Source organism: Nocardiopsis sinuspersici, assembly GCF_001998325.1.
GTDB classification, from domain to species: domain Bacteria; phylum Actinomycetota; class Actinomycetes; order Streptosporangiales; family Streptosporangiaceae; genus Nocardiopsis; species Nocardiopsis sinuspersici.
Genome location: NZ_MCOK01000001.1, coordinates 2,801,053 through 2,820,460 on the forward strand (window position 1 = coordinate 2,801,053; position 19,408 = coordinate 2,820,460).

The following is a 19,408-nucleotide window of genomic DNA, read 5'->3' on the forward strand; positions in this document are numbered from 1 at the left end:
GCACACGCCTAGTCAATGCTGCACGAGATGATACTGATCGTCGTTCGTCGAGCCTATTCCGGCCATGTGACAACGAAGCGGGCTCCGCTCACCGCGTCCGCGGCCGGTGCCCTGGTCTCCCTCCTCTGAGCTGGAAAGTCATCCGAACATGGGATTCCGGACACACTGATCGCACCTGCCGGACAGAGAAATGGACACCTCTGGATGGCATGAGGTTCACACCGAAAATGGCCGGATCCGGCCACGTACCTCCCACAGGCCGCACCCGTGGCAGGACCTCCGGCGACAGGCCGGTCCCGCTTTCGGAGGGCGGCCGCCCCGGCCCCAGCGCGTCGGCGACCGCGGCGGGTCCGCCGCTCACAGCGGACCGGCCCGTAGCCAGGACGGGACCCGAACGACCTGGAAGTACGCGCCGGGACGTGCCCTCCGGTCGGCGTTCGCCCTCCGGTCCGGCCGGGCCGGCTCGATCACGAAGCACACGGCCGCTCCCGGCTCCGCCGTGAAGCGGACGGGGGCGTTGGTGAGCCTGGCGAGGCCGCCCTGGACGTGGTGCGGTCCGGGGGGAAGCCCCATGACGAGGGTCTGGCCGGGACCGAGTGCGCCGACCCGGTCGCCGTCCACGATGATCCGGTAGTCGACCAGCATGTCGAACCTGCCCCGGTCGATCCGGTGGACCAGTACCGGGGTCCAGTCCGGCGGCACCTGTTCCGGACTTCGGATACCGGTGATCTTGGGGCCCGTCAGTTCGGGGTAGGCGAGCGCCTCGCGCAGTTCCCGCCGTTCCCGCCTCCTCGCCGGGAAGGAGAGCACACCGGCCGTGCAGGCCGCCAGCAGCAGCGGAACCAGCGTCCACGCCGTGTTGGCGAGGACCCAGTACAGCGTCCACGGCACCCAGAAGGCGATGAGGAGCCACACCAGCCGGCCGCGACCGGCGAAGACGTGCTCGCCGTGGTGCAGCCGGTAGCGCTCTCCGGGAGTCATCTCCGCGCTGGCCGATGCCAGGAGCAGGGCCGGGACGAGGAGCAGGAGGGCGAGGAAGACCCCCGCGGCCACGGGCACGGGGTTGCCGGTGACCTGTATCCGCATGGCGGTCATCCCGCACGCCAGGAGGCCGAACAACGCCGTCTGGGCCAGCAGAGCCGACGGCTTCACCGGCTCCGCCTCCAGTCGCGCGCGTAGGCCTCCGTACCGAGGACCAGGAAGGCGAGGGCGGCCAGACCTGGCACGAGCACCGGCCATGGAAGGCCTCCGGCCATGGCTTCCCGGACGCCGGCGAAGAGGAGGATCCCGGTACCGGCCCACAGCGCGCCCAGCAGCGCGCCCTCCGTCCCGGGCGACCTGGTGGGGGCCCGCCGCCTGGCGACCATCCCCGGCAGGAAGCGCAGGCAGAGGGCGGGATGGAGGACCAGGACCGTCAGGAGCAGGAGGAAGAACCCCAGATAGGCCTCCGTACCGTGCTCCACGTACTCGCGCAGGAGGAACGTCGACATGAGCAGGGGCATGCAGTACAGGGCGTAGAGGAGGACCCTCGGTCCGAGCACGGTCTCGACGGTGACGGGCACGGGGTCCGGAGCACCCTCGTCCGGTGGGGGAACGGTCACGGCGGGCGGCCTTTCGGGGGGCACGCCTTCCGGACTCGGGGGCGACGGGACCGCGCCCGCCCGCCGGACGGCACGGCGACACTACCGACAGGGCGGGACTTTCGGAGAACCGCGGACGGTCCTGGGCCGTGGCCCTCCCGAACCGGTCAGCGGCCGTTGTCCGCGATCGTGTCGACGACCGCCTGCTCCCGGCGCCTGACGAGGCGGTCGGCCCGGTCGAAGTCCCGGTTGGCGATCTCCGACCGGGCGGCGGCGGTACGCGGGGTCGGCCACATGGCGTCGATCTCGGAGTTGAAGGAGGATCCCACCAGCACGGCGATCGCCATCACGTACAGCCAGGCCAGGATGGCGATCGGCGCCGCCAGCGAACCGTAGATGCTCACCTGGCCCAGGGAGGCGTCCAGGTAGGTGCGCAGCGCGATGGAGCCGGCGATCAGCACCAGGGTGGCCAGCAGCGCTCCGGGCAGGTGGCGCCACAGCGGGGTGCGCACCGGCACGCTCAGCGAGTACAGCAGCGTGACCGCGGCGGTGGCCAGCAGCGCGACGGTCGGCCAGTAGAACAGGTTGAGCCGTCCCACCGTGCTCGGCAGGAGGCTGTTGATCAGGTTCGGCCCGGCCACCATGATCGGCAGCACCAGGAGGGAGAACAGCAGCCCGCCCAGGTAGGCGACGAAGGCCAGGGCGCGCTGGCGCGCCCAGCCGCGCAGCTCGTCCAGGCCGTAGGAGATCGTGATCGAGCGGATGAAGACGTTCATCGCCCGCGACCCCGACCACAGCGACACCAGGAACGTCACCGACAGCAGCCCGCCCGGGACTCCGCCCAGGAAGTCGTCGACGAGCGGCTCGACCACGCTCCCCACCGTGTCCGGGGTCAGCACCCGTGCGGCCAGGTCCAGGATCCACAGCCGGATCTCCTCGACGAAGTCCTCCCCCAGCACGGCGGCCATCGGGCCCAGCGCGCCCAGGAGGCAGAGCATGAGCGCGGGCAGGGAGATCAGGGTGAAGAACGCCGACTCGGCGGCCAGCCCTATGACCCGGTCGCTGAGGAAGGAGCGGATGGTGCGCAGGACGAGGAGCATCCCGCTGTGCGTGCGGGGATGCCGTCTCAGCCACGCCTCGACCGCGAACCACAGTCCTTCCCAGAAACCCACCACGGGTGAAACGTTAGCGGTCCGGGGACGTCGCGCCCCACCCAGGCCGCCCTCCACGGGTGACGTGACTCACGTCGGGCACCGCGCGGGGGTGCCTGGACAAAGCGCGGACCCCCGTGACATTCTCTTTGCATGATCGCTGCTCTGGACCCCATGCTCTGCGTGCGCCGCCACGTGGACTTCCTTCGGGTCCGCAGTGCCATCTGTTGCAGCGTCGGTTAATCTCGCCGCCTTTTGACGCACCCCAGGGGTGCGCGCGGCACCGGCGCTCTCCCTTCTTCTTGAGTCTCCACACGCGGATTCCACCCGCTCGCCAGCACGACGATGTGCGCGCGAGGCGGGTATGCGGTGCGGGCGCCGGGGCTGTGAGCACCCCGCGACACCTCATCGGAGACACCCGCGATGCCTCCCTCTTCCGCGCAGCCCGGCAAGACAGCGAACGCGGCCAAGCCGCGCCGCCGCCGCGGCGAGGGCCAGTGGGCCCTCGGTTACCGCGAGCCGCTGAACAAGAACGAGGAGAACAAGAAGAACGACGACGGGCTCAACGTCCGCGATCGGATCATCAACATCTACTCCAAGGGCGGGTTCGACTCGATCGACCCCGCCGACCTGCGCGGACGCTTCCGCTGGTTCGGTCTGTACACCCAGCGGGCCCCGGGCATCGACGGCGGCAAGACGGCCGTCCTGGAGCCCGAGGAGCTCGACGACCGCTACTTCATGTTGCGCGTGCGCATCGACGGCGGCCAGTTGTCGGCGGCCCAGCTGCGCGCGATCGGTGAGATCTCCCGCGACCACGGGCGCGACACCGCCGACATCACCGACCGCCAGAACGTCCAGTTCCACTGGATCCAGGTCGAGGACGTTCCGGCGATCTGGGAGAAGCTGGAGTCGGTGGGCCTGTCCACCACCGAGGCCTGCGGCGACACCCCGCGCGTCATCCTGGGCTGTCCCCTGGCCGGGGTCGCCGAGGACGAGGTCATCGACGCCTCCCCCGCGATCCGCCAGGTCTACGACGACCACATCGGCAGTCCGCTGTACTCCAACCTCCCCCGCAAGTTCAAGACCTCCATCTCCGGGTGCACCTCGCACTGCGTCAACCACGAGATCAACGACGTCGCGTTCGTGGGCGTGCGCGATGAGGAGGGCGAGGCGGGCTACGACCTGTTCGTCGGCGGCGGCCTGTCCACCAACCCGATGTTCGCCCTGCGCCTGGGCGCGTTCGTGCGCCCGGACCAGGTGAGCGAGGTGTGGGCGGGGGTCTGCGCGGTCTTTCGCGACTACGGCTACCGGCGCCTGCGCACCCGCGCCCGCATCAAGTTCCTCATCAAGGACTGGGGTGCGGAGAGGTTCCGCGAGGTGCTGGAGCAGGAGTACCTGGGCTACGCGCTGCCCGACGGCCCCGGACCGGAGCTGGACCCCGGCCAGGAGCGCGACCACGTGGGCGTGCACCGGCAGAACGACGGGAGGTTCTACGTGGGCTTCGCGCCCAAGGTCGGCCGCGTCTCGGGGACCACGCTGCTGCGCATCGCCGACATCGCCGAGGAGCACGGCTCGGACCGCGTCCGCACCACCGCCGACCAGAAGCTGGTCGTCCTGGACGTGGAGGAGGAGCGGGTCTCCTCGATCACCTCCGCCCTGGAGTCGGAGGGGCTGCAGGTCAACCCCAGCGTGTTCCGCCGCCAGACGATGGCCTGCACCGGCATCGAGTTCTGCAAGCTGGCGATCGTGGAGACCAAGGACCGGGCGGCCTCCCTGATCGACGAGCTGGAGAAGCGGCTGCCGGACTTCGACGAGCCGGTGACCATCAACGTCAACGGGTGCCCGAACTCGTGCGCGCGCATCCAGGTCGCCGACATCGGCCTCAAGGGCCAGCTGATGCTGAACTCCGAGGGCGAGCAGGTGGAGGGCTACCAGATCCACCTGGGCGGCGGTATGGGGCTGAACCCGTCCTTCGGCAAGAAGATCCGCGGTCTGAAGGCCACCGCCGACGAGCTGCCCGACTACGTCGAGCGGGTCCTGCACCGCTTCCAGGAGCAGCGCGAGGACGGCGAGACGTTCGCGTCCTGGGCCGGCCGGGCCGAGGACGCCGACCTGAAGTAGTCCGTGCGGGCCGGCGCGGCCGGGACCGCCCGGCCGTGGAACGGGGGCGGTCCGTGCACGGGCCGCCCCGGGTCCACGGCCGAAGAACGACCTGAGGAAACCGAGCAAGAGGAGGAGGTGCGCCATGTCCGAGAGGGCCGCGCCCCACTACTGCCCCTACTGCGGCGACGAGGACCTGGTCCCGGAGGAGGGCGCCACTGCCGGGGGTGAGGGCTACCCCTGGGCCTGCCTCTCCTGCGCCCGGGTGTTCCGGGTCAAGTACGTCGGGTTGCGCTCCGCTTCGTTCTCCGCGGGAGGCGCCCCCTCCAGACCGACGGAAGGGAACTCATGAACTCCACCACCATCACCCCCCTGGGCGGCCCCGAGCTCGCCGAGCGGGCCGCGCGCGAGCTGGAGGAGGCCTCCGCCCGGGAGATCCTCTCCTGGGCCTCCGAGACCTTCGGCGACCAGCTGTGCATGACCTCCTCCATGGCCGACGCCCTCATGGTCGACCTCGCCTCCAAGGCGGTGCCGGGGATCGACGTCATCTTCCTGGACACCGGCTACCACTTCCCCGAGACCATCGGCACCCGCGACGCGGTGGCCTCGGTGTACGACATCAACCTGGTCAACGTCGAGCCCACGCGCACCGTGGCCGAGCAGGACCTGGCCCTGGGCCCGCGCCTGCACGGACGCGACCCCGGCATCTGCTGCCACCTGCGCAAGGTGGAACCCCTCCAGAGGGCGCTGGAGCCCTACGCCGCCTGGCTGACCGGCCTGCGCCGTGACGATTCGGCGACCCGCCGCGACACCCCCGTCGTGCAGTGGGACAAGCGGCGGCGGATGACCAAGGTGAACCCGATCGCCCGGTGGACCCAGGAGGAGGTGGACGCCTACATGGCCGAGAACGGGGTGATCGTGAATCCGCTCCAGTACGACGGCTACCCCTCGATCGGCTGCGAGCCGTGCACGCGGCGGGTGGCGCCGGGTGAGGACCCGCGCAGCGGCCGGTGGGCCGGAACGGGCAAGACCGAGTGCGGCATCCACGTGTGAGCACTCGCCGCGGGCGGGCTCACGGGCCCGCCCGCGGCAGGGCACGGGCGTACGGGGACGAGGCGAGGTGACGATGACGGCGGACAGGAGCACGGCACCGCACGGCGGGACGCGCGTCGATGCGCACGGCGGGCCGTCGGAGGGGCCGCCGGAGGGGGACGTGCCCCTGCTGGCGGTGGCGCACGGGAGCGCGGACCCGAGGTCGGCGGCGGCCGTGTCGGCGGTGTTCGAACGGGTGCGGGCGCTGCGTCCGGGACTGGACGTGCGCGTGTCCTACCTGGACCACGTGGCGCCCAGCGCGGAGGAGGCCCTGGATGAGCTGGCCGCCCGCGGCGCCGGCGAGGCGGTGGTGCTGCCGGCGCTGCTGACGGCGGCCTACCACAGCAAGGTGGACCTGCCGGGGGTGCTCGCGGACGCGCGTGAGCGCGGTCCCTGGCTGCGCGTGCACTACGCCCGCACCCTGGGCCCGCACCCGCTGCTGACGGACGCGGTGGAGCGGCGCCTGGCGGAGGCCGGGGTACGGCCCGGCCCGGACACGGCCCTGGTACTGGCGTCGGCCGGCTCCAGCGATCCGGAGGCGAACGCGACCGTGGCCGCGATGGCGGCGGAGCTGGCCCGGCGCGGCCCCTGGCGTGAGGTCGTGGCCGCGTACGCGTCCGCCGCGGCGCCCGGTCCCGGGGAGGCGGTGGCCGCCCTGCGCGGGCGGGGGGCCTCACGGGTGGCCGTGGCGACCTACCTGCTGGCGCCGGGGTTCTTCGCCGACCGGGTGCGCGCCCGGTCGCTGGAGGCGGGCGCGTGGACGGTGTCGGAGGCTCTGGGGGACGCACCCGAGCTGGCCCGCGTGGTGCTGGACCGCTACGACGCCGCTGTGGCCGCGGGGCACGCCGCCAGGACCGGCTGAGGCACTCCGGGAAGGCGCCGCGAAGGTGCGCTCGGGGACGGCGGCCCGGACCCGTCCGCCCCTCTCGGCCCGCATCCTTGTCCACAACCCCGAAAAGCACCTTGCCCCGGACCGTCGCGGCCCAGAAGAATCGAAGGACGCGGTGCTCCGGACGGACACCGCCGGTCCACGAACCATGGGGGTTGACCGTGTCGGAGGAGCCGAGGTCGGTGCGGGACGGTATCCGCGACCTGTTGCGGGGGCTGCCGGTGTTCGCCGGGAGGATGCCGGACTTCGATCCGGGTGCGGCGCCCGAGGATCCGGCGGAGCTGTTCCTGGAGTGGTTCACCGCCGCGCTCCGTGACGGGGTGTCCGAACCGCACGCGATGGCGGTCACCACCGTGGACGGGGCTGGGGCGCCGTCGGCACGGGTGGTGATCATGAAGGACTTCACGCCCGAGGGCTGGTGGTTCGCCACCACGACCACCTCGCGCAAGGGGCGGGACCTGGCCGGCAACCCCAACGCCGCGCTGCTCTTCTACTGGGGCGCGCAGGGGCGCCAGGTACGGGTGCGCGGCCGGGCGGAGCCGGCGAGTCCGGAGCGGTGCGCCGCCGACTACCTGGCACGGCCGCTGGAGTCCCGGGTGGCCGGCCTGCACGGACGGCAGAGCGAGCCCCTGTCCGACCCGGCCGACATCGACCGGGCGGCGGACGAGGGCCGGGAGAGACTGGAGCGCGACCCCGGACTGGTGCCCGAGGACTGGGGGCTGTACCTGGTCCGGCCGACGGAGGTCGAGTTCTGGCAGGCCAACCCGGACCGGCGCCACACGCGGCTGCACTACACCCGCAAGGACGCGGACGCGCCCTGGGAACGCGGCCTGCTCTGGCCGTGATCCGTCGGCCGGCGCCGCCTCCGTCCCCCGGGAGGCCGGTCCCGCGGCGGGGCTCCTCCGTCCGGGGCGGGCGGTCTCCACCCCGGTCCGGACGCACGCTCCCCCGTCCGGTGGCCCCAGGGGTGCCGTTCCCCGGCCCGGGCGCGCTCGCGCCCGCGGAGACGGTGTCACCGAACCGGGTTCGGTTCCGAGTCCCTCCAGAGGTAGGATTCCCGCACTCCGACCGCCCGCGACCAGCAACGGAAAGGGAGACGCCATGCCCCCCACACACGAGGTGTTCAACCAGGCGCCCCCGCTCGGCGACTACGCCGCCGCTGACGATCCCGCCCTCCTGGAGGGACTGCGGCGCGAGGGCGCGGGGTGGGCCGAGCCGGAGGTGCGCGAGGTCGGCGACGCGGCGGGTTCGGAGCGGGTGCGCGCCTGGGGCGAGTCCGCCAACACCTACACGCCGGTGCTGCGCACCCACGACCGCTACGGCCACCGGGTGGACGAGGTCGACTACCAGCCCGCCTACCACGTGCTCATGGACCAGGCGGTGGAACAGGGCATGCACGCCGCGCCGTGGGCGGACGGGCGCGCGGGCGCGCACGTGGCCCGTGCCGCCAAGTTCTTCCTGTGGTCCCAGCCCGAGGCCGGCCACGGGTGCCCCGTCTCGATGACCTACGCGGCCGTCCCCGCGCTGCGCCACTCCCCGGAGCTGGCGCGGCGGTACGAGCCGCTGCTCACCGCGCGCGCCTACGACTTCGGGCTGCGTGCCCCCCACACCAAGCGCGGCCTCCTCGCGGGCATGTCGATGACCGAGAAGCAGGGCGGGTCGGACGTGCGCGCCAACACCACGCGCGCGGTCCCCACCAAGGAGGGGCACCACCTCCTCACCGGGCACAAGTGGTTCACCTCGGCGCCGATGAGCGACCTCTTCCTCACCCTGGCCCAGGCGCCCGAGGGGCTGACCTGCTTCCTGGTGCCCCGGGTCCTGGAGGACGGCGGCCGCAACGCGCTGTACATCCAGCGTCTCAAGGACAAGCTGGGCAACAGGTCCAACGCGTCGGCGGAGCTGGAGTACGACGGGGCCGTCGCCCACCTGGTCGGCGAGCCCGGCCGGGGGGTTCCCACGATCATCGAGATGGTCAACTGCACCCGGCTGGACTGCGTGATCGGTTCGGCGGCGGGCATGCGGGCCGCCGTGGTGCACGCCCTGCACCACGCCGAGCACCGCGGCGCGTTCGGCGCAGCACTGGTCGATCAGCCGCTGATGCGCAACGTGCTCGCCGACCTGGCGCTGGAGTCCGAGGCGGCGACCGCGCTGATGACCCGCCTGGCCGGTGCCGCGGACCGCGCGGTCCGCGGCGACGAGGGCGAGGCGGCCTTCCGCCGCCTGGCCGTGGCCGTGGGCAAGTTCTGGGTGACCAAGCGCCAGCCCGCGCACGCGGCCGAGGCGCTGGAGTGCCTGGGCGGGAACGGGTACGTGGAGGAGTCGGGCATGCCCCGGCTGTTCCGGGACTCCCCGCTCAACTCCATCTGGGAGGGCTCGGGCAACGTGGCGGCGCTGGACGTGCTGCGCGCGATGGGCCGCAACCCGGAGTCGCTGGAGGCCTTCCTGGCGGAGCTGGGCACCGCCGGGGGCGTGGACGACCACTACGACGCGGCGGTCAAGCGGCTGGAGCAGTCCCTGGGCGACCTGGACGAGGCCCAGTACCGGGCGCGTTCGGTGGTGGAGCTGATGGCCCTGACCCTGCAGGCGTCGGTACTGCTGCGGCACGCGCCCACCCCGGTCGCCGAGGCGTTCACGGCCTCGCGCCTGGGCGGCGAGTGGGGGCACGTGTTCGGCACCCTGCCCCGGGGCGTGGACACCGGGTTGATCCTGGACCGGGCCCGCCCGCACCGGTGACCGGAGGCGGGCCCCTCCCGGCGGAGGGGTCCGCGGCGGTGTGCCGCGGCCCGGGTCCCCTCACCCACGCGCCGCGGACCGGCCCGTGCGCCGGACGAAATCCTCGAACTCTACTAATACCGATTACCACCCTTAACCCTGATAATTCCAGCGACAGCCCTCAAAAAGGGACAGCCGATGAATGATCATCGGCCGGATCGGCATACTTCGGCCGTTGGAGCGGAAGAAAGAAGTCGTTACAAACACGACCGCACGCCTTCGGACGGGGAGCGGGCCCGTGGGAGCCTTCCCGACCGGGGAGGACACGCGGACCGGGCCGACCTTCCGAAGGCCCGACTCCAAGAGACTGACAACGCCTATGGTGGAAGTCTGGCCAGGTAGTTCCTATCCGCTCGGTGCGACCTACGACGGGTCCGGCACCAATTTCTCCCTGTTCTCCGAGGCCGCCGAACGAGTGGACCTGTGTCTGTTCGACGACGACGGCGAGGAGACCCGTATACCGCTGACCGAATACGACGGATTCGTCTGGCACGGCTACCTTCCCGGTATCGGACCGGGGCAGCAGTACGGGTACCGGGTCCACGGCCCCTACGCACCCGAGCACGGCCTGCGGTGCAATCCGAACAAACTGCTCACCGACCCGTACGCGAAGGCCCTGAACGGAAACCTCACCTGGCACGAATCCCTGTTCAGCTACCACTTCGCCGCTCCGGAGCGAAAGAACACCAGGGACAGCGCGCCCTACGTGCCCAAGTGCGTGGTGGTCAGCCCGTTCTTCGACTGGGGCAACGAGTCCAGACCCCGCACCCCCTACCACCGCACGGTGATCTACGAGGCGCACGTACGCGGCCTGACCATGCGCCACCCGGGCATCCCCGAACACCAGCGGGGCACCTACTCCGGCCTCGCGCACCCGGCGGTGATCGACTACCTCACCTCGCTGGGGGTGACGGCGGTCGAACTCATGCCCGTGCACCACTTCGTGCCCGAGCACGCCATGGTGGCCAGAGGGCTGACCAACTACTGGGGGTACAACACCCTGGCCTTCCTCGCCCCGCACAGCGGGTACGCGGCGCGCGGCTCGCGCGGACAGCAGGTCCAGGAGTTCAAGGCGATGGTGAAGTCGCTGCACGAGGCGGGCATCGAGGTGCTGCTCGACGTGGTGTACAACCACACCGCCGAGGGCGACCACATGGGGCCCACCCTGTCCCTGCGCGGCATAGACAACCTCAGCTACTACCGGGTCAGCGACGAGGACCAGCGCTACTACCTCGACTACACCGGTTGCGGCAACAGCCTGAACGTGCGCCACCCGCACTCGCTGCAACTCATCATGGACTCGCTGCGGTACTGGGTCCTGGAGATGCACGTGGACGGGTTCCGGTTCGACCTGGCGTCGGCGCTGGCCCGGGAGTTCCACGACGTGGACCGGCTGAGCACGTTCTTCGACATCGTCCAGCAGGACCCGGTGATCTCGCAGGTCAAACTGATCGCCGAACCCTGGGACGTGGGCCCGGGCGGCTACCAGGTGGGCAACTTCCCGCCGCTGTGGACCGAGTGGAACGGCAAGTACCGCGACACCGTGCGCGACTACTGGAGGGGCCAGCCCGTGATGGGCGAGCTGGCCTCGCGCCTGGCCGGGTCCAGCGACCTGTACCAGGACGACGGCCGCCGGCCGGTGGCCTCCATCAACTTCATCACCTGCCACGACGGCTTCACGCTGGCCGACCTGGTGTCCTACGACCACAAGCACAACGAGGCCAACGGAGAGGACAACCGGGACGGCACCGACGACAACCGGTCCTGGAACCACGGCGTGGAGGGCCCGACCGAGGATCCGGAGATCATCACGCTGCGCCGCCGCCAGGTGCGCAACTACCTCACCACCCTGTACCTGTCGCAGGGGGTGGTGATGCTGTCCCACGGTGACGAGGTGGGGCGCACCCAGGGCGGCAACAACAACGCCTACTGCCAGGACAACGAGATCGCCTGGATCGACTGGAAGGGCGCCGGCCTCGGCGAGGACGACGATCCCGACAACGACCTGCTGGACTACGTACGCGAACTGGCGCGGCTGCGCCGCGACCACCCGGTGTTCCGCCGGCGCCGCTTCTTCCGCGGCAGCCCTGTGGGAGGCGCCAAGGCCGGGAAGAAGGGCCTGCCCGACATCGTGTGGCTGCGGCCGGACGGCAGGGCGATGTCCGGGGACGACTGGAGCTCCGCCAACCAGGCCCTGGGCGTGTTCCTCAACGGGGACGCCATCACCGAACCCGACCCGCGCGGCCGCCGCATTCGGGACAGCTCGTTCCTGCTGCTGCTCAACAGCGGGGCGGACACGGTGAAGTTCACCGTGCCGGGCACCGAGTACGGAACGGCGTGGGAGACGGTCCTGGACACGGCCGAGCCCGACGTGGGCGGCCGGCCGTTCGTGGACGCGTCCGGCCCGGTGAAGGTGATCGACCGGGCGCTGCTGCTGTTGCGCCGGGTGTCGCACGAGCGCTCGCGGACCGCCCGCTCCTGAGGGCGCCGGGCGTCGGCGCGCCCCGGCCGCTCCCGCCTCGGGAACGGCCGGGGCGGCCCGAAGGGTCCGCCGGAGGGGGACGCGACCCGGCTCGCGTCCCCCCTCCTCGGCACGGCCTCCCCCACCGCCTACGCTGTGTGACCATGTCGAGTACACACACCGGCGGCACGGACACCCCCGCCGCTCCCATCGCCTTCCGTGAGCTGCTGCCCTCCCCCGGCGGCACGGACGTGGACCTGGCCGCCGCCTACGCCTACCCCGAGGTCCTGCACCGGCCCTGGGTACGCGCCAACATGGTGGCCAGCGCGGACGGCGGCGCCGTCGGCCCCTCCGGGCGCACCAGGGAGCTGTCCTCCTCACCCGACCGCAAGGTGATGGGCGTACTGCGCGGCCTGTGCGACGTGGTGCTGGTGGGCGCGGCCACGGTGCGCCTGGAGGGGTACGGGCCGGTCCGCGCCCGCAGGACGTGGGACGGCCTGCGCACCGGGCGTCCGAGCACCCCGGCCGTGGCGGTGGTGTCCCGCTCGCTCGGCCTGCCCGAGCAGCTGCTGACGGAGGCCCCCGAGGACGCGCGCACCCTGGTGTTCACCACGACGGACTCCCCCGAGCAGCGCCGCCGCGAGGTGGCCGAGCACGCCGAGGTCGTGGTGATCGACGGGGCCTCGGTGACGCCCGCGCACGTGGTGAACGGCCTGGCCGAGCGCGGGCTGTACCGGGTGCTGACCGAGGGCGGGCCGCACCTGCTGGCGGAGTTCGTGGCGGCCGGGCTGTTGGACGACCTGTGCCTCACACTGAGCCCCCACCTGCTGGGATCGGGTGCGCCGCGCATCGTCGCGGGGGGACCGGACACCCCCGGAGCACCGGACCACGCCTCCGCCCAGAGCACGCCCGTGCGCATGGCGCACCTGTTGGAGGCCGAGGGGAGCCTGTTCGCGCGTTACCTCAGGGAATAGGGACGCCTACCGGGGATTCTGCGGTAACCGGTCGATTTCGGCCACCCCACAACCACGCATGAACCATCCCGCAACCGGACATACCCGAGGTGTGCCCTCCATCTGGAAACACCCCCCACTGGACACAGTGGCACATCGCATTGACGGGGCTTACCGGCCTGGCCCCCCGGCCGAGAGGATGAACGTGGTGCCGACGTCCGAAAACGGATCCCCTCCGGTCTATCGCGAGATAGCCGAGGAACTACGCGGGCAGATCCGCTCCGGACGGTACGCCGACGGCGACCGCCTGCCCGGGGAGAACGCTCTCATGGAAAGCCACGGCGTCGCACGGGCGACCGCGAGGCAGGCGCTCTCCGTACTGATCAACGAGGGCCTGGCCGTGGCCGTGCGCGGCTCGGGCGTCTACGTGCGCCTGTTCCGGCCCGTACGAAGACACGGGGCCCTTCGCCTGTCCAAGGAACTGTGGGGCGGCGGGCGCGCGATCTGGCAGACCGACAGCGAGGACCGGGAGTACGAGGTGGACCGCCTGCGCGTGGACGAGGCCGTGCCCGAGGAGCACGTGGCGCGCGCGCTGGAACTGGCCGAGGGAGCCGGCGTGCTGCGGCGCTCGCGCCGCTACCTGGTGGACGGCCGACCGGTGCAGAACGCGGTCTCGCACCTGCCCCTGGACGTCCTGGAGAGCGGTGGGGGGTCCTCGGCGGCCCTGCGCGTCCGGGAGCACGACAGCGGCCCGGGAGGGATCTACGCGCGCCTGGCCGAGCTGGGACAGGCACCGGCCCACTTCACCGAGGAGATCCGGGTGCGCATGCCCACCCCCGAGGAGAGCGAGGAGCTGGAACTGGTGCCCGGGACCCCGGTACTGGACGTGGCGCGCACCGCGTTGACCGCCGAGCGCCGTCCGGTGGAGTTCAACGAGATCACCATGGACGGCTCGGCGTACGTCCTGAGCTACGACTTCGACGCCTGAGGCCGGTGCCCCGCCCCGGCCCCCGGCGGCGCGGCGCGGGAGCCGGTGGCCGGAAGCCGTTCCCCGCGTCCGGGTCGCCGTCGGCAACGGGAGGGGCGCCGTTCCCGGCGCCCCTCCCCCTTCTCGGACCGACTCAGTGACCGCCTCGTCTGGAGGCGAACACCAGGTACGCCAACGGCAGGAGCACGAGTCCCACCGCCAGCGCGCCCGCGGCGGCGAAGGGCAGGGAGCCCGACTCGGTCATCACCCAGTGCGCCACACCGAACCCCAGGACGAGCGCGACCGCCAACGCGCCCACGGCCAAAGCCGTGGCGCACAGCAGCAGTCTGCGGTCGCTCCAGGGGCCCGGCCTGGCGTAGTCGATCTGCGAGACCGTGGTGCGGACGCTGAGTTCGGTGGCCCAGCGCACCTCGCGGCCCGCGAGGACCACCCCGTCCATGACGGCCCGTATCCGCGACCGCGCGCCCGCGGTCGTCTGGTCGAGCCACCACAGTCCGTAGCGGATCCTGCCCACGCGCAGCGGTCGTCTGCCTATTCCGAGTGCCTGTTGAGCTGTAACGGCCATGTCACCTACCTCAAGCGCACGGTTCGACCACTGACCCTGTGTTAGAGCCGTACCCCCCGCTTCCGTTACCGAACGCCATTCCGAGTGAAGTTAGGTGTATATGGCTATTAAGGAGGATTCGCCTGCCACGCACGCCATATGAGATGTTCCGCCACGGGAGGCACCAAGGCGGCATCCTGACCCGATTCGAGGTAGCGTCGTACCATGGCTGACTCAGCGGACCAGGCCCCGAACACCGGAGACGGGGCCGAGGGCATTCCCCAGACCGACCAGGAGTGGCGCGAGCGGCTCGGCGCCCAGGAGTACGCGGTGCTGCGCCAGGCGGCCACGGAGCAACCCTGGACCGGCGCCTACGTCGACACCAAGACCACCGGGGTCTACCGTTGCAAGGGCTGCGGGACCGAGCTGTTCCGCTCCGACGAGAAGTTCGACTCCCACTGCGGGTGGCCCAGCTTCTACGACCCGGCCGACTCCGACGCCGTCGTCCTGCGCGAGGACCGCTCCCTGGGCATGGCGCGTACCGAGGTGCGGTGCGCCACCTGCGACTCCCACCTGGGCCACGTCTTCCACGGCGAGGGCTACGCCACGCCCACCGACGCCCGGTACTGCATCAACTCCGTGGCTCTGACCCTGGAACCCGAGGAGTAGGTGTCGTACGATCCTGGTGCCGCACGCGCGTCCGCGGGGGCGTACCATCGTGCGACCGCGGTCCACCCGCGGCGGTATCGGGGATAATCACCTTCAGCGCGCCAACGTCCGACCCCCGTCGGCTCGTGGGGCGCGGCGCGAAAAGTACCGGCCCGCCGGGGTTTTTCCGTCCACCATCCGACCCGGAATCCCGGGCCGACCCTCACAGCGGTAACCGGTGTGCGGGCGAACCGACGACCCGCAGAAAGCGCTTGATGACCGACGACTCACCTTTCTCATCCGTTTCCCACCGTCCCGCGGCGCGGCCCCGTTGGGGCATGGCCCAGGGCTCGGCTCCGTGGCTGCTGCCCGCCCTCGGGGCCGCCGGAGCCGCGGCGCTGGCCGCCCGGGGCTCCCGGGCCCGCACGGCGCTCGCCGTCCCGGTGGTCGCCCTGGCGGCGGGGATGACCTGGTTCTTCCGCGACCCCGAGCGTGGTCCGGCGACCGGGCGGGTGCTGTCCGCGGCTGACGGCGTCGTCCAGAGCATCGACCCCCAGCCCGACGGGCGCACACGGGTCGCGGTGTTCATGAACCCCCTCAACGTGCACGTCAACCGTGCCCCCCTAGCCGGCGTGGTGACAGGCGTCGAGCACCGCCCGGGCGGTTTCCGCCCCGCATTCGACAAGGACAGCGAGCGTAATGAGCGCGTCATCTGGACCCTTGAAACCGAGATCGGTGCGATCACGGTCGTTCAAATCGCCGGCGCGATGGTCAGGCGTATCGTCCCGTATCTCGCTGCGGGGCAGAAGGTCGAGCAAGGCGAGAGGATCGGTCTCATCCGGTTCGGGTCCAGGGTCGACGTCTACCTTCCGGCCGGGATCACCCCGGCGGTGGAGATCGGCCAGGGGGTCCGCGCCGGAGAAACCCGTCTTGACACCGACTGAGGGGATCGTGGCGGCCGGACACGCCGTCTCCGCCCCTGAGGAGGAGCCCCTCAGGCTCCGCCTGGGGCCGGCCGACTACCTCACCCTCGGCAACGCCCTGTGCGGCTTCCTGGCGGTGTGGGCGCTCATGTCGGCCCAGTCCGCGCACGCGGCCGCCGGGATCGCCGGCCCGCTGCCGCGCACGGCCATGGCCACGGTGGTGGGCCTGATGCTGGTCGCGGCGGCGCTGGACGTGCTCGACGGCCGGGTGGCCCGCAGGCTGGGCGGCAGCGGCATGGGCGCCGAGCTGGACAACCTGGCCGACGTGATCAGCTTCGGGTTCGCCCCGGCGTTCTTCTTCGTCGTGTGGGCCATGCGGGCCGAGGGCATCGGCGTACTGCCCGTCGCGGCGGGCGGCGCCGTGCTGCTTGCGGTCATCGTGCGGCTGGCGCGGTTCTCCTGCCAGGCTCCGGGCGCGAACTACTTCACCGGGCTGCCCTGCCCCTTCGGCGCCATGGCCGTGGTGACGGTGGTCCTGCTCGACCCGCCGCCGATGGCGGGGGTGGCGGCGGTGCTGCTCATCTCCTGGCTGATGGTGAGCCGGATGGAGTACCCCAAGCCGCGCGGACGCAAGGCCTACGCGGTGCTGGGCCTCCTGGCGGTCGGGGTCGTCCTGATGGCCGCCTGGGGCATGGGCCTGCCCGCGGGCCAGACGCTCATCTACCTGATGAGCGCCGTCGTCCTGGGCTTCATCGTCACCCTCCCGTTCTACGTCCTGGCCACCCGGCGGACCGCCGCCGAGCAGGACTGACGGAGCCGTACACGGCCGCACACGGAGAACGCCCCGGACCGACCGGTCCGGGGCGCTCTCCGTGTGCGGCGGGCGGAGCGCCACCTGTGGACCAACGCCGGCGCGGCCCCGGGGCGTCGTTCCGGCGCCGACGGGTTCTGGAGGTGTCGGGCGGCGGCGTGGGCACGGGCCCGACCCGCCGGAGGCACCGAGGGTTCCCGCCCCTCAGGCGCCCGGGCGAGGAGGGGCTCCGCGCCGCAGGCGTCCGCTGAGGGTGGTGGCGGGCGAAGCGGAGCCCCGAGGGGCACCCGTCTACGGCAGGGAGTCGACCAGTTCGGCGACGCTCTTGCGGCGACCGGTGTAGAAGGGCACCTCCTCGCGGGTGTGCAGACGGGCCTTGGCACCGCGCAGGCGGCGCATCAGGTCCACGATGCGGTGCAGTTCGTCGGCCTCGAAGGCGAGCAGCCACTCGTAGTCGTTGAGGCCGAAGGAGGACACCGTGTTGGCGCGCACGTCCGGGAAGGGTCCGGCCATGCGGCCGTGCTCGGCGAGCATCGCGCGGCGCTCGTCGTCGGGCAGCAGGTACCACTCGTAGGAGCGCACGAACGGGTACACGCACAGGTGCTCACGCGGCTCCTCCCCGGCCATGAAGGCGGGGATGTGGCCGCGGTTGAACTCGGCGGGGCGGTGCAGGCCCACGACCGACCACACCGGGGTGCTGGCCTTGCCGATCCGGGTACGGCGAAAGGCCGTGTACATGTCCTGGACCTGCTCGGGGGAGTCGCCCACCCACCAGAACATGATGTCGGCGTCGGCGCGGAAGCCCTGGACGTCGTAGCTGCCGCGGGTGGTGACCCCCTGCTCGGCGGACTTGTCGAAGAGCGTTCCCAGTTCGTCGGCCGCGGCTGCGCGGTCGACTCCGTCGAGGCCCTCGACCCTGAAGACCGACCACATGGTGTAGCGGATGATCTCGTTGACGTCGGTGCCGTCCTGGCCGACGGCTTCGCTTTGCTGGCCCGTCACGGGTTGACTCCTTGCTGGTTCGTTCCGGCGGCCTCGTCGCCGCCGGTGGTGGAGGTGTTCGTCGGGAGGGTGCCGACCAGGCGCTCTGCCTCCTGGCCGGCGTCGGCGACGCACGCGGGGATCCCCACGCCGCCGTAGACCGCGCCGCACACACCGAGGCCCGGGCTGCGGGCGACGTCGGCGCGGACGCGTCCGACGAGGTCCGCGTGGCCGACGGCGTACTGCGGCAGCCCTTCGGTCCACCGGGTGACCCTGCTCTCCAGGGGCGTCCCGGCCATGCCGGTGACCGTGGCCAGGTCGCGCGCGGCGGCCCGGACCAGCTCCTCGTCGGAGCGCTCCAGCACCTTCTCGTCGCCGAACCTGCCGATGGAGCAGCGCAGCACCACCAGGTCGTCGCCGGGGTTGGCCCGGGCCAGCTCCTCGGCCAGCCAGGGCCACTTGTTGCTGGAGAAGGTGGCGGCCTTGATGGTGAGCCCCTCCACCGCCGGGACGAGGAAGCCGGTGCCGGTGAGCGTCCCGGGGAAGGCCGAGGCGGGCAGCGCCATGGTCACCAGGGCCATGCCGGCGTACTCGACGCCGCGCAGGTCCCGCGAGGCGCCGGGCGCGTGCTCGGCGAGCAGGCGGGAGGCCTCGGGGGCGGGGCAGGCCAGCAGGACGGCGTCGCAGGAGATGCGCTCGTTGCTGTCCAGACGGACGCGCCAGCCCTTCGGAGGCCGCTCCAGGGCGCGGACCCGGGAGCCCGTCCGCAGGCTGTCGGAGTGGCGTTCGGCCAGGGCGCCGGCGAGTCCGGCCACGCCCCCGCGCAGGGAGGCGAAGACGGGTCCCGGCTTGGTGGGCGCCGCTCCCCCGCCCCGGAGGCTGGTGTGCACGGCACGCGCCAGGGAGCGGTCGCGGCGGGCCATGGGCGCGATCTGCGGCAGCGTCGAGTCCAGGGAGAGCCGGTCGGCCCGGCCCGCGTACACGCCTCCCAGGAGGGGTTCGACGAGGCGGTCAACGACCTCGGCTCCCATGCGGGCGCCCACGTAGTCGGCGACGGAGACGTCACCGCGCACGGGGGTGCGGGGCAGCACCAGGTCGAGCCCGGCGCGCAGGGTGCCCCTCCGTGAGAGCACCCCGCTGCGGGCGAGGGCGCGCAGGTCGCCGGGCACGCCCATGAGCTGTCCCTTGGGCAGGGAGCGCACCCGTCCGCGGCTGTAGAGGGAGGCGGCGCCGGGGCCGGGGTGCACCACGCGCTCGTCCAGGCCCAGTTCGGAGAACAGGTCGAGCGCCTCGGGGCGTCTGGCGAGCACCGCCTCGGCGCCCGCGTCGACGGGCACCCCGGCCACTGGTGAGGCTCGCAGCTTGCCCCCAGGGGTGTCGGCGGCCTCCAGGACGGTGACGGAGGCGCCCAGACCGGTGAGGCGGTGCGCGGCGGTGAGTCCGGAGATCCCGCCCCCGACCACGACGACGTGCGGTGCTTCAGGCATGTCCCCAGCTTCCCAGATGACGTGGGTC

General features: G+C 72.0%; 18 protein-coding genes. 12 read left to right on the forward strand and 6 right to left on the reverse strand.

Going from position 1 to position 19,408, the window contains the following annotated elements; all coding sequences use genetic code 11:
- Window positions 1-357: 357 nt before the first annotated feature.
- The 3 genes from NOSIN_RS12055 to NOSIN_RS12065 all read right to left on the reverse strand — a co-directional run bounded on the left by NOSIN_RS12055 (window position 358) and on the right by NOSIN_RS12065 (window position 2,755).
- Complete coding sequence (locus NOSIN_RS12055) at window positions 358-1,152, reverse strand: hypothetical protein (RefSeq protein ID WP_236743356.1); 795 nt, start codon at window positions 1,150-1,152, stop codon at window positions 358-360.
- Window positions 1,149-1,601: a hypothetical protein gene (locus NOSIN_RS12060; RefSeq protein ID WP_077690829.1), complete on the reverse strand. Its 453-nt coding sequence runs from the start codon at window positions 1,599-1,601 to the stop codon at window positions 1,149-1,151. The genes NOSIN_RS12055 and NOSIN_RS12060 overlap by 4 nt, the downstream gene beginning before the upstream one ends.
- Before the next feature lie 146 nt (window positions 1,602-1,747).
- Window positions 1,748-2,755 carry a YihY/virulence factor BrkB family protein gene (locus NOSIN_RS12065; RefSeq protein ID WP_077690830.1) on the reverse strand — a complete coding sequence of 336 codons (1,008 nt, stop codon included), beginning with the start codon at window positions 2,753-2,755 and terminating at the stop codon, window positions 1,748-1,750.
- Between the two features lie 399 nt (window positions 2,756-3,154).
- Here NOSIN_RS12065 and NOSIN_RS12070 point away from each other — a divergent pair, with 399 nt between their 5' ends.
- From NOSIN_RS12070 to NOSIN_RS12110, 9 genes are all read left to right on the forward strand, one after another.
- Window positions 3,155-4,852: a nitrite/sulfite reductase gene (locus NOSIN_RS12070; protein WP_077690831.1), complete on the forward strand. Its 1,698-nt coding sequence runs from the start codon at window positions 3,155-3,157 to the stop codon at window positions 4,850-4,852.
- A 124-nt stretch (window positions 4,853-4,976) separates the two neighbouring features.
- Window positions 4,977-5,183 (forward strand): hypothetical protein, encoded by a 207-nt coding sequence (locus tag NOSIN_RS12075; protein ID WP_077690832.1) that lies wholly within the window; start codon window positions 4,977-4,979, stop codon window positions 5,181-5,183.
- The gene (locus tag NOSIN_RS12080; RefSeq protein WP_077690833.1) at window positions 5,180-5,884 is read left to right on the forward strand and encodes a phosphoadenylyl-sulfate reductase; all 705 of its coding nucleotides are present in this window, start codon (window positions 5,180-5,182) and stop codon (window positions 5,882-5,884) included. The genes NOSIN_RS12075 and NOSIN_RS12080 overlap by 4 nt, the downstream gene beginning before the upstream one ends.
- Before the next feature lie 73 nt (window positions 5,885-5,957).
- On the forward strand, window positions 5,958-6,785 hold the full coding sequence (locus NOSIN_RS12085; RefSeq protein WP_077693552.1) for a sirohydrochlorin chelatase: 828 nt from the start codon (window positions 5,958-5,960) through the stop codon (window positions 6,783-6,785).
- Window positions 6,786-7,048: 263 nt separating this feature from the next.
- Window positions 7,049-7,657 carry a pyridoxine/pyridoxamine 5'-phosphate oxidase gene (locus tag NOSIN_RS12090; protein ID WP_170293646.1) on the forward strand — a complete coding sequence of 203 codons (609 nt, stop codon included), beginning with the start codon at window positions 7,049-7,051 and terminating at the stop codon, window positions 7,655-7,657.
- 256 nt (window positions 7,658-7,913) lie between these two features.
- Window positions 7,914-9,545 (forward strand): acyl-CoA dehydrogenase family protein, encoded by a 1,632-nt coding sequence (locus NOSIN_RS12095; RefSeq protein ID WP_077690835.1) that lies wholly within the window; start codon window positions 7,914-7,916, stop codon window positions 9,543-9,545.
- 358 nt (window positions 9,546-9,903) lie between these two features.
- A complete protein-coding gene (gene glgX / locus NOSIN_RS12100) occupies window positions 9,904-12,066 on the forward strand; it encodes a glycogen debranching protein GlgX (protein WP_077690836.1) in 2,163 nt (720 codons plus the stop codon).
- A 143-nt stretch (window positions 12,067-12,209) separates the two neighbouring features.
- Window positions 12,210-13,019 carry a dihydrofolate reductase family protein gene (locus NOSIN_RS12105; RefSeq protein ID WP_077690837.1) on the forward strand — a complete coding sequence of 270 codons (810 nt, stop codon included), beginning with the start codon at window positions 12,210-12,212 and terminating at the stop codon, window positions 13,017-13,019.
- A gap of 178 nt (window positions 13,020-13,197) precedes the next feature.
- Window positions 13,198-13,986, forward strand: coding sequence for a GntR family transcriptional regulator (locus NOSIN_RS12110; protein WP_077690838.1), 789 nt, complete (start codon window positions 13,198-13,200; stop codon window positions 13,984-13,986).
- Between the two features lie 133 nt (window positions 13,987-14,119).
- On the opposite strand, the gene NOSIN_RS12115 is transcribed toward NOSIN_RS12110, so the two are convergent.
- On the reverse strand, window positions 14,120-14,551 hold the full coding sequence (locus NOSIN_RS12115) for a hypothetical protein (protein ID WP_227014374.1): 432 nt from the start codon (window positions 14,549-14,551) through the stop codon (window positions 14,120-14,122).
- Window positions 14,552-14,755: 204 nt separating this feature from the next.
- Here NOSIN_RS12115 and msrB point away from each other — a divergent pair, with 204 nt between their 5' ends.
- From msrB to NOSIN_RS12130, 3 genes are all read left to right on the forward strand, one after another.
- Entirely contained in the window at window positions 14,756-15,199 is a 444-nt protein-coding gene (gene msrB, locus NOSIN_RS12120) for a peptide-methionine (R)-S-oxide reductase MsrB (protein WP_077690840.1), read from the forward strand.
- Between the two features lie 254 nt (window positions 15,200-15,453).
- Window positions 15,454-16,122 carry a phosphatidylserine decarboxylase gene (locus NOSIN_RS12125; protein WP_077690841.1) on the forward strand — a complete coding sequence of 223 codons (669 nt, stop codon included), beginning with the start codon at window positions 15,454-15,456 and terminating at the stop codon, window positions 16,120-16,122.
- Window positions 16,109-16,912, forward strand: a complete 804-nt coding sequence (locus NOSIN_RS12130) for a CDP-alcohol phosphatidyltransferase family protein (protein ID WP_171986588.1) — start codon at window positions 16,109-16,111, stop codon at window positions 16,910-16,912. The genes NOSIN_RS12125 and NOSIN_RS12130 overlap by 14 nt, the downstream gene beginning before the upstream one ends.
- 291 nt (window positions 16,913-17,203) lie before the next feature.
- Here NOSIN_RS12130 and hemQ read toward each other — a convergent pair whose 3' ends face one another.
- Together hemQ and hemG are read right to left on the reverse strand one after the other, a co-directional pair.
- A complete protein-coding gene (gene hemQ / locus NOSIN_RS12135; protein WP_077690842.1) occupies window positions 17,204-17,914 on the reverse strand; it encodes a hydrogen peroxide-dependent heme synthase in 711 nt (236 codons plus the stop codon).
- Window positions 17,911-19,380: a protoporphyrinogen oxidase gene (gene hemG / locus NOSIN_RS12140; protein WP_077690843.1), complete on the reverse strand. Its 1,470-nt coding sequence runs from the start codon at window positions 19,378-19,380 to the stop codon at window positions 17,911-17,913. The genes hemQ and hemG overlap by 4 nt, the downstream gene beginning before the upstream one ends.
- Window positions 19,381-19,408: the final 28 nt, after the last annotated feature.

Excerpts from the sequence above, each read along its gene's own strand:
- NOSIN_RS12070 (WP_077690831.1), top strand. The coding sequence starts at position 3,155 with ATGCCTCCCTCTTCCGCGCAGCCCGGCAAGACAGCGAACGCGGCCAAG.
- NOSIN_RS12075 (WP_077690832.1), top strand. The coding sequence starts at position 4,977 with ATGTCCGAGAGGGCCGCGCCCCACTACTGCCCCTACTGCGGCGACGAG.
- NOSIN_RS12080 (WP_077690833.1), top strand. The coding sequence starts at position 5,180 with ATGAACTCCACCACCATCACCCCCCTGGGCGGCCCCGAGCTCGCCGAG.
- NOSIN_RS12085 (WP_077693552.1), top strand. The coding sequence starts at position 5,958 with ATGACGGCGGACAGGAGCACGGCACCGCACGGCGGGACGCGCGTCGAT.
- NOSIN_RS12090 (WP_170293646.1), top strand. The coding sequence starts at position 7,049 with ATGCCGGACTTCGATCCGGGTGCGGCGCCCGAGGATCCGGCGGAGCTG.
- NOSIN_RS12095 (WP_077690835.1), top strand. The coding sequence starts at position 7,914 with ATGCCCCCCACACACGAGGTGTTCAACCAGGCGCCCCCGCTCGGCGAC.
- glgX (WP_077690836.1), top strand. The coding sequence starts at position 9,904 with ATGGTGGAAGTCTGGCCAGGTAGTTCCTATCCGCTCGGTGCGACCTAC.
- NOSIN_RS12105 (WP_077690837.1), top strand. The coding sequence starts at position 12,210 with ATGTCGAGTACACACACCGGCGGCACGGACACCCCCGCCGCTCCCATC.
- NOSIN_RS12110 (WP_077690838.1), top strand. The coding sequence starts at position 13,198 with ATGAACGTGGTGCCGACGTCCGAAAACGGATCCCCTCCGGTCTATCGC.
- NOSIN_RS12115 (WP_227014374.1), bottom strand. The coding sequence starts at position 14,551 with ATGGCCGTTACAGCTCAACAGGCACTCGGAATAGGCAGACGACCGCTG.
- msrB (WP_077690840.1), top strand. The coding sequence starts at position 14,756 with ATGGCTGACTCAGCGGACCAGGCCCCGAACACCGGAGACGGGGCCGAG.
- NOSIN_RS12125 (WP_077690841.1), top strand. The coding sequence starts at position 15,454 with ATGACCGACGACTCACCTTTCTCATCCGTTTCCCACCGTCCCGCGGCG.
- hemG (WP_077690843.1), bottom strand. The coding sequence starts at position 19,380 with ATGCCTGAAGCACCGCACGTCGTCGTGGTCGGGGGCGGGATCTCCGGA.